Source organism: Zavarzinia sp. CC-PAN008 (assembly GCF_051903925.1).
GTDB lineage: Bacteria > Pseudomonadota > Alphaproteobacteria > Zavarziniales > Zavarziniaceae.
Window position 1 is genome coordinate 2580120 of record NZ_CP173678.1, and the last position, 13451, is coordinate 2593570.

The 13451-nt window shown below is 71.5% G+C and carries 11 protein-coding genes; 4 read left to right on the forward strand and 7 right to left on the reverse strand.

Going from position 1 to position 13451, the window contains the following annotated elements:
• Window positions 1–145: 145 nt before the first annotated feature.
• The gene (gene ettA, locus ACI6GS_RS12125; protein WP_439813708.1) at window positions 146–1825 is read right to left on the reverse strand and encodes an energy-dependent translational throttle protein EttA; all 1680 of its coding nucleotides are present in this window, start codon (window positions 1823–1825) and stop codon (window positions 146–148) included.
• Window positions 1826–1955: 130 nt separating this feature from the next.
• On the opposite strand from ettA, the gene ACI6GS_RS12130 reads away from it, so the two are divergent.
• Window positions 1956–2369, forward strand: a complete 414-nt coding sequence (locus tag ACI6GS_RS12130) for a hypothetical protein (protein WP_439813709.1) — start codon at window positions 1956–1958, stop codon at window positions 2367–2369.
• Between the two features lie 167 nt (window positions 2370–2536).
• Here the strand turns inward: ACI6GS_RS12130 and ACI6GS_RS12135 are convergent, their stop codons facing one another.
• From ACI6GS_RS12135 to ACI6GS_RS12155, 5 genes are read right to left on the reverse strand one after another with little or no spacing between them, the layout of a single operon-like run.
• Complete coding sequence (locus ACI6GS_RS12135) at window positions 2537–3637, reverse strand: DUF1513 domain-containing protein (RefSeq protein WP_439813710.1); 1101 nt, start codon at window positions 3635–3637, stop codon at window positions 2537–2539.
• A gap of 13 nt (window positions 3638–3650) precedes the next feature.
• Entirely contained in the window at window positions 3651–4736 is a 1086-nt protein-coding gene (locus tag ACI6GS_RS12140; RefSeq protein ID WP_439813711.1) for an imelysin family protein, read from the reverse strand.
• A gap of 40 nt (window positions 4737–4776) precedes the next feature.
• Entirely contained in the window at window positions 4777–6051 is a 1275-nt protein-coding gene (locus ACI6GS_RS12145) for a di-heme oxidoredictase family protein (protein WP_439813712.1), read from the reverse strand.
• 8 nt (window positions 6052–6059) lie between these two features.
• Window positions 6060–7499 carry a multicopper oxidase family protein gene (locus tag ACI6GS_RS12150; RefSeq protein ID WP_439813713.1) on the reverse strand — a complete coding sequence of 480 codons (1440 nt, stop codon included), beginning with the start codon at window positions 7497–7499 and terminating at the stop codon, window positions 6060–6062.
• Between the two features lie 8 nt (window positions 7500–7507).
• Window positions 7508–8770 carry an imelysin family protein gene (locus tag ACI6GS_RS12155; RefSeq protein WP_439813714.1) on the reverse strand — a complete coding sequence of 421 codons (1263 nt, stop codon included), beginning with the start codon at window positions 8768–8770 and terminating at the stop codon, window positions 7508–7510.
• A 166-nt stretch (window positions 8771–8936) separates the two neighbouring features.
• On the opposite strand from ACI6GS_RS12155, the gene ACI6GS_RS12160 reads away from it, so the two are divergent.
• A complete protein-coding gene (locus ACI6GS_RS12160) occupies window positions 8937–9980 on the forward strand; it encodes a Fe(3+) ABC transporter substrate-binding protein (protein ID WP_439813715.1) in 1044 nt (347 codons plus the stop codon).
• A 340-nt stretch (window positions 9981–10320) separates the two neighbouring features.
• Here the strand turns inward: ACI6GS_RS12160 and ACI6GS_RS12165 are convergent, their stop codons facing one another.
• Entirely contained in the window at window positions 10321–10914 is a 594-nt protein-coding gene (locus ACI6GS_RS12165) for a hypothetical protein (RefSeq protein WP_439813716.1), read from the reverse strand.
• A 101-nt stretch (window positions 10915–11015) separates the two neighbouring features.
• On the opposite strand from ACI6GS_RS12165, the gene ACI6GS_RS12170 reads away from it, so the two are divergent.
• Both ACI6GS_RS12170 and ACI6GS_RS12175 read left to right on the forward strand, forming a co-directional pair.
• On the forward strand, window positions 11016–11843 hold the full coding sequence (locus ACI6GS_RS12170) for an ImuA family protein (protein WP_439813717.1): 828 nt from the start codon (window positions 11016–11018) through the stop codon (window positions 11841–11843).
• Window positions 11749–13386 (forward strand): Y-family DNA polymerase, encoded by a 1638-nt coding sequence (locus ACI6GS_RS12175; RefSeq protein ID WP_439813718.1) that lies wholly within the window; start codon window positions 11749–11751, stop codon window positions 13384–13386. Before ACI6GS_RS12170 ends, ACI6GS_RS12175 begins: the two co-directional genes overlap by 95 nt.
• Window positions 13387–13451 lie beyond the last annotated feature (65 nt).

Sequence of the window (13451 nt, forward strand, 5' to 3'; positions counted from 1 at the left end):
CCAGAAGGGCGGGCCGAGTGGACCGGAAACCACCCCCCGGCGCAAGCCGGGCACCCGCAATCCTGCCCCGCGTGGCGGCGTCCTGCGCGCGGGCCGCCACCGGTGTCGCCGCGGCCCCGCGCGTCGCGTGGGGCCGCGGATCGGGTCAGCGGCTGATCGGCTTGTACTTGATGCGGTGGGGCTGGTCGGCGTCGGAGCCCAGGCGCCGGTGCCGGTCGGCCTCATAGGATTCGTAGTTGCCCTCGAACCACTCGACGTGGCTGTCCCCCTCGAACGCCAGCATGTGGGTCGCGATGCGGTCCAGGAACCAGCGATCATGGCTGATGATCATGGCGCAGCCGGCAAACTCGCTCAGCGCCTCTTCCAGCGCGCGCAGCGTATCGACGTCCAGGTCGTTGGTGGGCTCGTCAAGGAGCAGAAGGTTGGCGCCGGACTTCAGCATCTTGGCCAGGTGGACGCGGTTGCGCTCACCGCCCGAGAGCTGGCCCACCTTCTTCTGCTGGTCGGCACCGCGGAAGTTGAAGGCGCCGACATAGGCGCGGGACGGGATCTCCCGCTTGCCCATCTGCAGCATGTCGAGGCCGCCGGAGACCTCCTGCCAGACCGTCTTGTTGGGGTCGAGCGCGTCGCGGCTCTGGTCGACATAGCCAAGCTTCACGGTGTCGCCAACGCGCATCGTGCCCTGGTCCGGCGTCTCCGCCCCCGTCAGCATGCGGAACAGCGTCGTCTTGCCCGCGCCGTTGGGGCCGATCACGCCGACAATGCCACCGGCCGGCAGCTTGAACGACAGGTCGTCGATCAGCAGGCGGTCGCCGAAGGCCTTGCTCAGGTGGTTTGCCTCGATCACCAGGTCGCCCAGGCGGGGGCCGGGCGGGATGATGATCTGCTGCGTCGGGTCGCGCTTCTCGGTCTGCTGGGCCAGCAGGTCCTCGTACGCCGTGATGCGGGCCTTGGACTTGGCCTGGCGCGCGCGCGGGCTCTGCCGGATCCATTCCAGTTCGCGGTCCAGCTGCTTCTGGCGGGCATCCTCGGCCCGGCCCTCCAGCTCGTTGCGCTTCTTCTTCTGCTCCAGCCAGCCCGAATAATTGCCCTCATAGGGCAGGGCCTGGCCGCGATCCAGTTCCAGGATCCAGCCGGCGACATTGTCCAGGAAGTAGCGATCGTGGGTCACGGCCACGACGGTGCCGGGATAGGTCTCCAGGAACTTTTCCAGCCAGGTGACGGATTCGGCGTCCAGGTGGTTGGTCGGCTCGTCCAGCAGCAGCATGTCCGGCTTTTCCAGCAGCAGCCGGCACAGGGCGACGCGGCGCTTTTCACCGCCCGACAGCTTGTCGATCGCGGCATCGCCCGGCGGCGTGCGCAGCGCGTCCATCGCGATCTCGACCTGGCGGTCCAGCTCCCACGCATTGGCCGCGTCGATCTTCTCCTGAAGCTCGCCCTGCTCCGCGATCAGGTCGTTCATCTCGTCGTCGGACAGGTCCTCGCCAAAGCGCAGGTTGACCGCTTCGAAGCGGTCGAGCAGGGCCCGGGTCTCGGCCACGCCCAGCATGATGTTGCCCAGCACGTCCAGGTTGGGGTCCAGTTCCGGCTCCTGCATCAGGAAGCCGATCTTGACCCCCTCGGCGGCCCAGGCCTCGCCCGTGAACTCCTTGTCCTTGCCCGACATCATCTTGAGCAAAGTCGACTTGCCCGAGCCGTTGTTGCCGAGCACGCCGATCTTCGCCCCCGGCAGGAACGACAGCCAGACGTTCTTCAGGACCGTCTTGCCCCCCGGATAGGTCTTGGACAGGTCCTTCATCACGTAGACGTATTGATAGCTGGCCATGGCCTGATCTTTTCGCGTGGGTCGGGAACGGGAGCGCCCCCCTTCTAGCCGCCCCCCCGGATGTGCGCAACCCGGCCCAAGGGGCGGGAGGGGACAGCGCAGGTCGCCGGTCCTAGGATTGCGCCAACGCATGGAGCGACGCGCAGGGGGCCGGGTGACGGGCGACGGGGAAACACGGGTCTATCGGGAGGTGCCGTCCTTCTCCCGCGAGGAGGCGGAGCGGCTGATGGCAACGGGTTCGCTGCAGCAGGCGCTGGACGCCATGCTGTCGATCGCATTCAACGAGGATGACGCGGCCTGGGCCCAGCACGTGATGCTGAAGGAACTGCTGGGCCGCGATATCGCCCGGGTGCGCCTGGCGGCGACCTGTCTTGGCCATATCGGCCGCATCCACCCCCAGGCCGAGGCGCGCCACGTGATCCGCATGCTGCGCCGCCGGCGCGGGTTGGACCGGTTCCTGGACGGTGCCATAGAGGATGCCCTGTCCGACATCCGGCATTTCCGAAGGCTTTATGGGCGCAGGCGGGATGGCGTTCCGCGCTGAGTGCGCTGAGAGGCTATATACCTCACACCTACGTCGCCCGGTTTATCCGGGCGACCCATGACCTGGCCGTCGCGCATTCGGAAAGGTTGGTTCATGGGTACCCCGGATAGACCGGGGTACGTAGGTGATGAAAATGTAGTGGGCGATCGAAACTAAAGGCCACCCGCCTAAATGACCAATGTCCTGATGTGGTTGTCGAAGCGCAGGCCGTGGCGGGCCAGCACGCGGACGTCCAGCCCGCTGGAGGCCGGTGCCACGCGGGCGATCAGGCCGCCGCCGGTGGTGGCGATGAAGGCGCCAGGCTCGCCCAGGGGGGCGACGCCGGAGACGTCGGGCAGCGATGCGGCGCCCAGGAAGCGTCGCTCGGGCACCGACCACAGGGCGAGCGCGCCCCCCAGGGGTGAGGTGGCGGCGATGACCGTGCCGCTTGCGTCCGCCTCGATCCCGCCGACATAGGACGCGAAGCCGTCGAGCGCGCCGGCCGGCGCATCCAGCAGGTGCAGGCGCTGGTGGTCCCACAGGCCGACCAGCGGCGCCGGCCCGTCCAGCAGGCCGACCGCCTGAAGCCCGAAGGCGACGCTGCCGTCGGCCAGGACCACGAGATGGCGCAGCGACAGGGTTCCCTGGGGCAGGTCGACCAGGGCGTCCGCCGCGATCCGGCCGCGGGGCCCCAGGTCGGCAATGCCGCTGACGACCTCTCCCGGGTTCAGCACGGCGCGTCCGGTGTCGGGCCGCGTCTCGATCCCGCCATTGGCGATGGTCAGCGCCTGCCCGTCCGGCATCGCCACGATTTCGTGCGGGCCGGTGCCGCCGCTGTCCCACGTCTCGACCAGGGCATAGCCGGCGGCCGGGTCGCGCCGGCCGACCAGGCCGCGGCCGGTGTCCAGGTCGTTCTCGGTGGTGAGCAGGCAGCCGCCCCCGTCGAAGGCGGCATGGCCGAAGAAGTGGCGTGCGGGACTGGCCTCGAAACGGGCCAGCGGGCTGCCGTCGCGTGCGTCCAGGACCAGGCCGAAGCGCCCCGGTCGACGGGCGGGGAAGACGACCTCCGGCGAGGCCGGCCGCTCGGCCAGGCCATGGCCGCGGCCGGGCAGGTCGGCGGTCCACAGGATCGTGCCCGCGGAATCAAAGGCCAGGGCCACGAAGCGGTCGCCGATGGCGCCGGCACTGACATGGATCCGACGGGGGGCAGCGCGCGGGCGGCGCGGCGCCAGGGCCAGGACGCCCAGGCTGGCGGTCCAACCCAGGACGGTGCGGCGCGTGGGGATCATCGGTCGTGCCCCCTCAATCGCCATCGAGGGCGTTGAAGCCCAGGATGATGCCCAGAGCCGCCGGGACGCGGGCGCCGAACACGTCGCGGACATGCTTCACGGCGGCCTGCGTCGCCTCCAGCTTCGGGCGCTGGGCCGGGTCGGCCGCGGCGGCGCCCAGGTCGTCGGGCAGGGCCGCGGCGGCGGCGATGGCGGCGGCGAAGGCCTCCTCCACCGCGCGGTCGGTGGCGGGACCGTCCGCGGCCTTGCGCACGCTGGGGGCCAGGGCACGGTACATGGCAAGGCCGCTGTCCAGGCTGAGGCGCAGCATGCGGGCAGAGCGGCCACTGCGCCATAGTTCCGCCTGGCGCGGCCTGGCCTTCTCAACCGAGGTGCCCAGCACGGCGATCAGCTTCTGGTCCGAGACGATCTGGAACAGCGTCATCAGGTCGGTCAGGATCCGCCGCCCGGCATCATCGGGATCGTCGAACAGGCCGGGCAGGGCGCCCGGCCCCTCCAGCGCGGCAATGACGCCGTCCGGCGCCATGTACAGGCTCACGATGCCATCGGCCATCTGGGCCTGGCCCTGGGCCAGGGCGCGACCCAGGGCGCAGCGCCGCTCCACCCCGGCGGCCCCCGGTGCCAGTGCCGCCTCCGCGCCATCGCCATGGAGCAGGCGCTCCATCGCGGGCAGCCCCTGGACGGCAACACTTTCCGTGCGCAGGGCGTCGCCGGCCAGCGGCTTGTCGGACGCCAGCAGCGCATCCAGGCCGCGCTGGGTCATGTTGCGGGGGTCGGGCCAGAAGTAGAAGCGCTCAACCCGCAGCTCCAGCGTGGCCGGGCCGAAATGGACGTGCTGCACGCCGGCCCAGGCATCGGCCACGGCGCCGAAGGCCTGGCGCAGGCGGGCGAGCTGGGCGGGCGTCGCGGGGCAGGTGGCCCAGGCGGCGACCTGGGCCTGGGTCGCGGCCTGCAGGGCCTGGTAGCGCGGGGCAAGGTAGTCGCGCGCCACCTGAAGCACGACCTGGCGCGGCGGATCCGCCGCGCGCGCCGCCGCCAGCGGAGAGACCGCCACCAGCGCGCCAAGCAGCAGGCCGCGCCAGCACCGCGCGGAACGCATCAGGGTCAACATGGACGTCGTTCCCGTCTTGATGAGGGCATCACAGCGACTGAAGGAAGGCGAGCAGGGCGGCGCGCTCGGCGGCACTGAACCCGGCGAAGCGTGCCCGGGCGCCCGCGGCTTCCCCGTCGTGCCAGGCAATGGCTTCGGCCACGGTCGCGGCGCGGCCGTCATGCAGCAGGCCGGCCCCGCTGGCGACAGCGCGGCCAAGGCCCCAGAGCGGTGCTGTGCGCCATTCCGGTCCTGTTGCCCCACCCTCGCCCACGCTATCGGCCAACCCGGGGCCCATGTCGTGCAGCAGGAGGTCGGTGAAGGGGGCGATGGTGCCACCGCCGGCCAGCGGCAGGCTGGACGCATGGCAGACGTCGCAGCCGGCTGCGGCGAACAGGATCCGCCCATGGGCCTGCTCCGCCCCCTCCGCCCCACGGGCCGGTGCCGGGAAGTGTTCTACATGCCGCACGACAAGGGCCAGGATGTCGGCGTTCAGTTCGGCCGCGTCGGCGGCGCCGCCCTGGGGGGCGTCCATGCAGGCCCGCTGGGACGGGGTGCAGTCGCCCCAGGCGGGACCCATGGCGGGCGTCGACAGGCCCAGGTCAAGCAGGAACGCCTTGGCCGTCTGTTCGGCCACGCTGGCGGTCGAGGCCTTCCAGCCGAAGCGCCCCAGCGCGCGGGCGCCGTCCGGCTCCATCACCCAATGGGCGCGGCCACGGACTCCATCGCCGTCGCGGTCATCCGGATCGGCGCGCGCCAGGATCGCCGCCACCGGCACCTGCTCCAGCAGGCCCAGGCCCGACAGGGCGGGCGCCTGCCGCAGCGACAGCCCGGTCTGGGGCGCCAGCGGGCCGAAGGCGAGGTCCGTCACCACAATCGCAGGCTTCAGCATGACCAGGTCAAGGTCTGGGGCAGGGACCTGACTCCATTCCAGGTCCAGGCGGGCCTCGACCGGAATGCCCTGGACGGACAGGCGGTTCAGCTGCCTGCCATAGACCGGATCGGGCTGCCCGTCGGCGTCGCCCAGGCGGACGATGCGGGCGCGCTTCAACGGGCTGCGGAAGGCACCATCATGACAGGCGGAACAGGCCCGTCCGTCGAACTGCGGACCCAGGCCGTCGGTCGAGGCGGTGGAGGCCGGTGCCGGCACCCAGGTCCGCTCGAATAGCGACTGCCCGATACGATCGTCCAGGTCGGCCCGGGCGGGGGAGGTGACCAGCAGGGCAGTGAGCAGCAGCAGCCCGGCGCGCAGCAGGTACCCTTCCCCGCGCGGGGGGACGGAGCCCCTGGGCGATGTCCGACCAGAGGGACCGGTGAAAGACACGGGCCCGCTCATGCCACGCGGACGATGCCCATCATGCCCGTCTCCTGGTGCTCGATGATGTGGCAATGGACCATCCAGTCGCCGGGATTGTCGGCAACGAAGGCGACCGTGACCCGTTCGCGCTGGCGTACCAGAACGGTGTCACACAGGTGCTGCGGCAGGTCGCCCCGGCTCGATTCCAGGACCAGCATCGTGTGCCCGTGCAGGTGGAAGGGATGCGGGAACTGGGTCGTGTTCAGGATCTCCAGCTTGTAGCTGCGGCCCAGCTTCAGGGTCGCCAGCGGCGGTGGCAGCGCCAGGGCCGCGGTCGGCGGCCAGGCCTGCTGGTTGATCGCCCAGAACGTGTCGGCCGACAGGCACAGCGCGTCGGCATAGTTGGGCAGGCCGGGCACGCCCGGGCTGGTCGGCGGGGCCGCACCGCTGCTGGCGCTCAGCACCATGGGCAGGGTCTCGGCCTGTTCGAGGTCGGGCACCGGCACCTCGGCCGCACGCAGGGCGCGGGGGGCGAACGCCGGGCGGGCCAGCGCCGGCCCCTGCGCCCGCAGGCGTGCCAGGCGGCGGGGCTGTGCCGCGAACCAGTCGGTCAGCGTGACGGTGCTGCCCGCCGCACCTGCGCGCAGGTGCAGGTCCAGGCGCATGGCAGGGCCCAGGCGCCAGGTCTTCAGCAGCCAGGGCTCGACCGGGTTGCCGTCGACGGCGATGACCCAAGCCTCCGCTCCCTCCAGCCCCACCTGCATCACGCGGGTATTGTCGATGTTGAGGACGCGCAGGCGCACGTCGCCACCGGGCGGGACCGTGTAGTCGGGCGCCACGATGCCGTTGACGGTGGCGACCGCGCCGAACGTGCCCGCCTTTGACGCGCCGGCCGCACTGGTCAGGGGGGCCGGGTTTCCTGCCGCGTCCACATACCAGTCCTTGACCACCGCCAGGATGTCGGCATCGAACGGAGCGTTGTCCGCATCGCCGTCGACGATCAGCACGCCGGCCAGGCCGCGGCCCAGCTGGCTCACCGTGTCGCAATGGGGGTGGAAGAAGAAGGTGCCGGTGTCGGGCACCGTGAAGTCGTAGGTGAAGCGCTCGCCCGGGTGGACGGGGTCCTGGGTCAGCCAGGGCACGCCATCCATCGCGTGCGGCAGGCGGATGCCATGCCAGTGGACCGACGTATGCTCGGCCAGGCTGTTCAGCAGGGTAGCGCGCAGGCGCTGGTGCTGGCGCAGGCGCAGGACCGGATAGGGCCCGTCCTGCGCAGCACCGCCCAGGCGGTAGCCAAAGCCCGGTGTCGGTGCGGCGCCCGCGACCAGGGGCAGTGCCGTGGCACGGGCCTCCAGCGTCACATCCAGCGCCGGTGCCGCCCAGGCGGGGGGCAGCAGGTGGCGCGTGCCACCGGCCGCCGCGCCCAGGCCCAGCACGCCGGCCCCGCCCAGCAGGGCACGGCGTGTCAGACGCATGGGATGCCTTACTCCGCGCCCACGGCCGAGGGGTTGTCGAGGCTGTCCGAGCCTTCGACCGAGATGGTCAAGCCCAGCGCCGCGACCCCGCCCTCGATCGCGCGGGCCTGGGCGACGAGGCCGTCGACGCCGGCCTGGACCAGGGCATTGCCGGCCGCATTGTCGGGGCCGATCATCTGGTCATAGGCTTGGCGGCCGCTGTCGGCCTCGTCCTTGATCGCCTTGAGCGCTGCCGTCGCGGCGGTGAAGGCGGCGTCGATCTTCTCGCCCGCGGCCTTGTCCTTGGCGGCGATCAGGGCGTTGATGCCGGGGCCTTCGACCTTGGACCCATCGATGCGGGTATAGCTGCCGGTATAGATCGCCCACATGCCCACCTGGTCGTAGTAGTGGGAATTGTGGGTATTGTCCGAGAAGCAGTCGTGCTCCTCCTCCGGATCGTGGAGGATGAGGCCCAGCTTCATCCGCTCGCCCGCCAGCTCGCCATAGGACAGGCTGCCCAGGCCCGTCAGGATGGTGGCCAGGCCCTTGTCCGGCCCACCCTCGGTCAGGGCCTGGCGTGCCGGGCCGTCCTTCTCCCAGTTGCCGACCATCTCGCGCAGGTCGTCGACCAGCAGGCTGCTTGCGGCCTTCAGATAGGCGGCACGCCGGTCGCAATTGCCGCCGGTGCAATTGGTCGTGCTGTAGTCGGTGGCGGGGCGGTTGCCGGCGCCCGGCCCCGTGCCGTTCAGGTCCTGGCCCCAGAGCAGGAACTCGATCGCGTGATAGCCGGTCGTGACGTTCGCCTCGACCTCCTGCGCTTCGTGCAGGACCTTGATCAGCGGCTTGTCGATCGTGGTCGTGTCCAGCGTCTCGGGCCCGATCCGCAGCGACGTGTTGGCGATGATGTTCGCGGCATAAAGCGGGTTGCTGTCCGATTCCGTGCCATAGGCGGGCGCCACATAGTCGATCAGGCCCTCGTCCAGGGGCCAGGCGTTCACGCGGCCTTCCCAATCGTCGACGAGCGCATTACCGAAGCGGAAGCCCTCGGTCTGCTGGTAGGGCACCCGGGCGGCCAGCCAGGCGGCGCGGGCGGCCTTCAGCGTCTCGTCGGTTGGATTGGCGATCAGGGCGTCGACCGCCTTGTCCAGCGCCTCCGCCGTGACCAGCGAGTCCGCGTACATGGCGTGGGCGACGTCGCCATAGGTCGCAATGACGGCAGCCGGGTCGGCCGCCAGGGCGGGTGTCGCCGCCAGCAGCGCGACGGCGGCCACCGTGTTCCTGAGAATGCGCATCGTTCTCCCCTCTCCAAGGCGGGCGGACCGCAGCACGATTGCGAATGTTTCGCAAGATTAATCCGGCGGCTGCCAGATTTCCATCCAGCTGCGCTTGCGACGCACCAGCGCATGGCTTATGGGAACCGCGGGGGAAGATGCGACGCATTTTCAGTTGGAGGTTTGCATGCGCAGTCTGATCGCCGGCCTTGGCCTGCTCGTCATGGGGGCCGGGGCGGCGGGCACGCTTGCCCCCGTCCTGGCCGGTTCTGCCCAGGCGGCGGAGATCAACATCTATTCGTCCCGCCACTATCCCTCGGACGACGAGCTGTTCGGCAAGTTCCAGGAGCAGACCGGCATCAGCGTCAACCTGGTCAAGGGCAGCGCCGACGAGCTGCGCCAACGCCTGAAGCTGGAAGGGGAGAACAGCCCGGCCGATGTGTTCATCACGGTCGACGCCGGCAACCTGGTCCGCGCCATGGACGACGGCCTGTTCGCCAAGACCGACTCCGCCGTGCTGAACGAGCGCATCCCCGCCCATTTCCGCGAAGCAGACGGCAGCTGGTTCACCTTTGCCACCCGCGCCCGGGTGATCGTCTATTCCAAGGAGCGGGTGAAGCCGGAGGAATTGTCGACCTATGAGGACCTGGCCGACCCGAAGTGGAAGGGCCGGCTGCTGTTGCGCACCTCGAACCACCCATATAACCAGGCGCTGATCGCCTCGATCATCACGCGCGACGGGCTTGAGGCAGCGGAGACCTGGGCCAAGGGGATGGTCGCCAACCTGGCGCGCAAGCCGGAGGGCGGCGACACCGACCAGATCAAGGCGATCGCCGCCGGCGTCGGCGACATCGCGGTGGTCAACCACTACTACTTCGCGCGCCTGTCCAACTCGGACAAGCCGGAGGACAGGGAGGTCGTGGCCAAGCTTGGCATCTTCTTCCCCGGCCAGGACAGCTATGGCATGCACGTCAACGTCTCGGGCGGCGGCGTCACGGCCCATGCGCCGCATCCGGCGGAGGCGGTGAAGTTCCTGGAATACCTGTCGAGCCCGGAGGCCCAGGCAATCTTCGCCAAGGGCAATTACGAGTATCCGGTGGTGGCGGGCGCCGAGCTGGATCCCACGGTGGCGTCGTGGGGCACGTTCAAGGTCGACACCCAGTCGATGGACGCGATCGGCCGCAACATCCCCGAGGCGCTGAAGCTGACCGACCGCGTCGGCTGGCCCTGAGCGGTCTGCCCTGTCGCTGCCGACTCCCTCCCCCGTGCGGAGCATGGGGGAGGGCCGGGGTGGGGGCGGTGTCCTGAGGGTCTAGAGTGCGGCGACGGCGGAAAGTTCAGGATTCCGCCCTCACCCCAGCCCTCCACCACCTATGGCCTTCGGAAGGTACCATAGAACAACCTCATCCTGAGGAGGCGGCCCTGCCGCCGTCTCGAAGGATGGGCCGCCCGCGCTGGTGGCCCATCCTTCGAGAATACGCTTCGCTCCGCACCTCAGGATGAGGTGGTCGAGGGTTCAAAAGACAACCCAGAGATGATGTTACATCCCGTAGACGTGCGGCGGTGGAGGGCTATGAGGGGGCGCTGCTGGGGTGGAGCAGGGGGGCGTAGCCGCCCTGCAGGGTCTGGAGCATCAGGGGTGGCGTGAGGACCGTGACGGCCAGGCGGGGCAGGATCTGCGCCGGGCCATAGCCGGCAAAGCTCCAGGGCTGCATGGCGCCCGCCCGGACCAGCCAGGCGCGGCCTTCATGCTCGATCATGGCGCCGTCGGGCACGGCGGCGGCGGGCAGCCAGCGCCGCTCCCCGGAGCGGCGCTCTGCATGCAGGCGGCGGTCGAGGTCGCCCAGCCTCTGCGTCGCGTCCGGGCCCAGCGCCGCGCGCCAGGCCTTGAGGCGGTCGCGCCGGCAGGTGCCACAGGGGCGGTGGCCGGCAGCCAGCGCCGTTGCCTCGTCCAGGAAGAACAGGGCGGTCCAGCGCCGCGGCGGCATGGGCGCGCGGTGCCAGTCCTTGAACACCAGCAGGCAACTGATCCATGCGCGTGAGCGCCAGGACCGCAGGATCACCTGCCCGTCATCGTGCAGGCAGCCGCGGTTCCCGGTCAGCAGGCCGCGCCCCGGATCGGCGACCAGCCGGCCAAAGGGGTCGACCCGGTTCTGCAGCGTCATCGGCAGGTCCCTTTTGCCAGCCCGCGGTCCCCCATCATGCCAGACAGACTCCCTTTGACTCTCGCCAGGGCGTTTTATAGAACAAAATAGGAACTACCGCCGTGGACCCGATGCGCGAAACCCCGACGACACCCGATCGTGCTGCCCTGATCGCCCGCCTGCGCCAGGCGGTCGGCGGCGTGGACGCGGGCGGTGCGGCGATGCGGGTGGCAAGCCTGGGCGACGCCGCGCTGGACCGCGCCCTGCCGGGCGGCGGCCTGATGCGCGGCGTGGTGCACGAAGTGGCCCCCGCAGGAACGGGAGAGGAGACGGCGGCCCTGGGCTTCGGGGCGGCCCTGGTGGCGCGCCTGGCCGCAGGACGGACGGCGGGCAGCCCGCTGCGGCCGGTCCTGTGGCTGGTCCCGATCGCGCGGGCGGCCCTGTTCGGGCCGGGCCTGGCGGCGTTCGGCCTGATCTGCGCCGATGGGGTGGCTGGGGAAGGCGGCCTGGTCGTGGCCCAGGCGCGGCGCCGGCCCGACCTGCTGTGGGCGATGGAGGAGGGCCTGCGCACGCGTGGCCTGGCCGCCGTCGTGGCCGAGCTGGACCGCCTGGACCTGGTCCAGGGGCGCCGGCTGGCCCTGGCGGCGGAGGCGGGCGGCGTCACCGCGGTGCTGCTGCGCCGGGCGCCCGTGCCCGTGGGGGAAGGCAGCATCGCCTGGACGCGCTGGGCGATCGGGGCGGCCCCCAGCGCGCCGCAGCCGCTGAACCGCCAGGGCCTGGGCGCGCCGCGCTGGCGGGCAAGCCTGGTGCGGGCCCGGGGGATGCGGCCGGTCGACTGGCTTGTGGAGTGGGACCATGCGGCGCTTCGTTTCCATCTGGCTGCCCCATTGGCCGACCGATCGGCTGAAGACCCTGGCGACGATGCAGGCCCCCTCCGCCGCCGCGCCTGAGGCTCCGCTGGCGTTGTGGCGCGCCGGGGCGGGTGGCCAGCGGTTGAGCGCCGTCAACCGGCCGGCGCTGGACCTTGGCCTGCGCCGCGACATGCTGGCGGCCGATGCCCTGGCCCTGGCGCCGGGCCTGGCCCTGCGTCCCGCCGATCCGGAGGGCGATCGCCGGGCCCTGGTCCGGCTGGGCCGCTGGGCCATCCGCTATTCGCCCGCCCTGGCCCTTGACGCCGCGGCGGGAGAGGCGCCGGACGGCCTGCTGCTGGACATGACCGGCGGCATGCACCTGTTCGGGGGCGAGGCCGCCCTGCTGGACGACCTGGGCCGCCGCCTGGCGCGCTTTGGCCTGGCCCATCGCCTGGCGATCGCGGGCAGCGCCGGGGCGGCGCACGCCCTGGCCCGCCACGGCCAGGCCGCGCGGTCGATCGTGGACGGCGATCCGGCTGCTGCCCTGGCCCCGCTGCCGGTCGTGGCGCTGCGCCTGGCGCCAGCCCTGGCGCACCTGCTGGGGACGCTGGGCCTGCGCACCATTGGCACGCTCTATCCCCTGGCCCGCGCGGCACTGGACCGCCGCTTCGGTCCCGACCTGATGCGCCAGCTGGATCGCGCGCTGGGCCATGTGGCCGAGCCGCTGCCCTGGCTGGTGCCGCCGCCTGAGTTCCTGGTGCGCCAGGCCTTTGCCGAGCCGCTGGGCAGCGATGCCGGCGTGCGCGCCGCCGTCGACCGGCTGGCCCAGGCCCTGGCCGAGGGCCTGGAGGCGCAGGGGCGTGGCGCCCGGCGCCTGGACCTGTACCTGATCCGCGCCGACGGCAGCAGCATCGTGCTGGAGGCGGGGACCAGCCGGCCCAGCCGGGATGCGGCCCACCTGGCCCGCCTGTTCGCGCACGACCTGGACGATGTCGACCTGGGCTTTGGCCTGGATGCCATGATCCTGGCCGCCCGCGCGACGGAGGCGCTGGCCGCGGCCCAGGCCAGCCTGGACCAGGCGGCGGCGGAGGGGCGTGCCCTGGCCGCCCTGGTCGACCTGCTGGCCGGGCGCCTGGGACCGTCCCACGTCTTCATCCTGGCGCAGACGGGCAGCCACGTGCCCGAGCGGTCGGTCCGCGCCGTGCCCATCCTCAAAGCCGCAAGGGAACCCGCAATGCCCGAGATGCCTGCCCGTCGGAGCCCCGCCGGAGCCCCGCCGCCACCCTGGAGCCCCCGCGACGACTGGGGCGGGCGGCCGCGGCCCTTGCGCCTGCTGGCCCATCCCGAGCCGGTGAAGGTGATGGCGGAGGTGCCGGACGCCCCGCCCAGCCTGGTCCAGATCGGCGGCCGCGCGGTACGCGTGGTGCGGGCCGACGGGCCTGAGCGGATCGCACCCGAATGGTGGCAGGGCAGCGCCGCCGTGGCCGATGGCGCGGAGCCCATCGCCGACCATGACCGCGTGCGCGACTATTACCGGGTGGAGGATGCGGAGGGCCACCGCTACTGGCTGTTCCGCGCCGGCCTCTATGACGAGGTCCCCGCCGCCCCGCCCCGCTGGTACCTGCACGGTTACTTCGCCTGAGGTTTCGTTTGCCTCCTTCTCAACCTCATCCTGAGGTGCGGAGCGAAGCGAAGCCTCGAAGGATG

Excerpts from the sequence above, each read along its gene's own strand:
- ettA (WP_439813708.1), bottom strand. The coding sequence starts at position 1,825 with ATGGCCAGCTATCAATACGTCTACGTGATGAAGGACCTGTCCAAGACC.
- ACI6GS_RS12130 (WP_439813709.1), top strand. The coding sequence starts at position 1,956 with ATGGAGCGACGCGCAGGGGGCCGGGTGACGGGCGACGGGGAAACACGG.
- ACI6GS_RS12135 (WP_439813710.1), bottom strand. The coding sequence starts at position 3,637 with ATGATCCCCACGCGCCGCACCGTCCTGGGTTGGACCGCCAGCCTGGGC.
- ACI6GS_RS12140 (WP_439813711.1), bottom strand. The coding sequence starts at position 4,736 with ATGCGTTCCGCGCGGTGCTGGCGCGGCCTGCTGCTTGGCGCGCTGGTG.
- ACI6GS_RS12150 (WP_439813713.1), bottom strand. The coding sequence starts at position 7,499 with ATGCGTCTGACACGCCGTGCCCTGCTGGGCGGGGCCGGCGTGCTGGGC.
- ACI6GS_RS12155 (WP_439813714.1), bottom strand. The coding sequence starts at position 8,770 with ATGCGCATTCTCAGGAACACGGTGGCCGCCGTCGCGCTGCTGGCGGCG.
- ACI6GS_RS12160 (WP_439813715.1), top strand. The coding sequence starts at position 8,937 with ATGCGCAGTCTGATCGCCGGCCTTGGCCTGCTCGTCATGGGGGCCGGG.
- ACI6GS_RS12165 (WP_439813716.1), bottom strand. The coding sequence starts at position 10,914 with ATGACGCTGCAGAACCGGGTCGACCCCTTTGGCCGGCTGGTCGCCGAT.
- ACI6GS_RS12175 (WP_439813718.1), top strand. The coding sequence starts at position 11,749 with ATGCGGCGCTTCGTTTCCATCTGGCTGCCCCATTGGCCGACCGATCGG.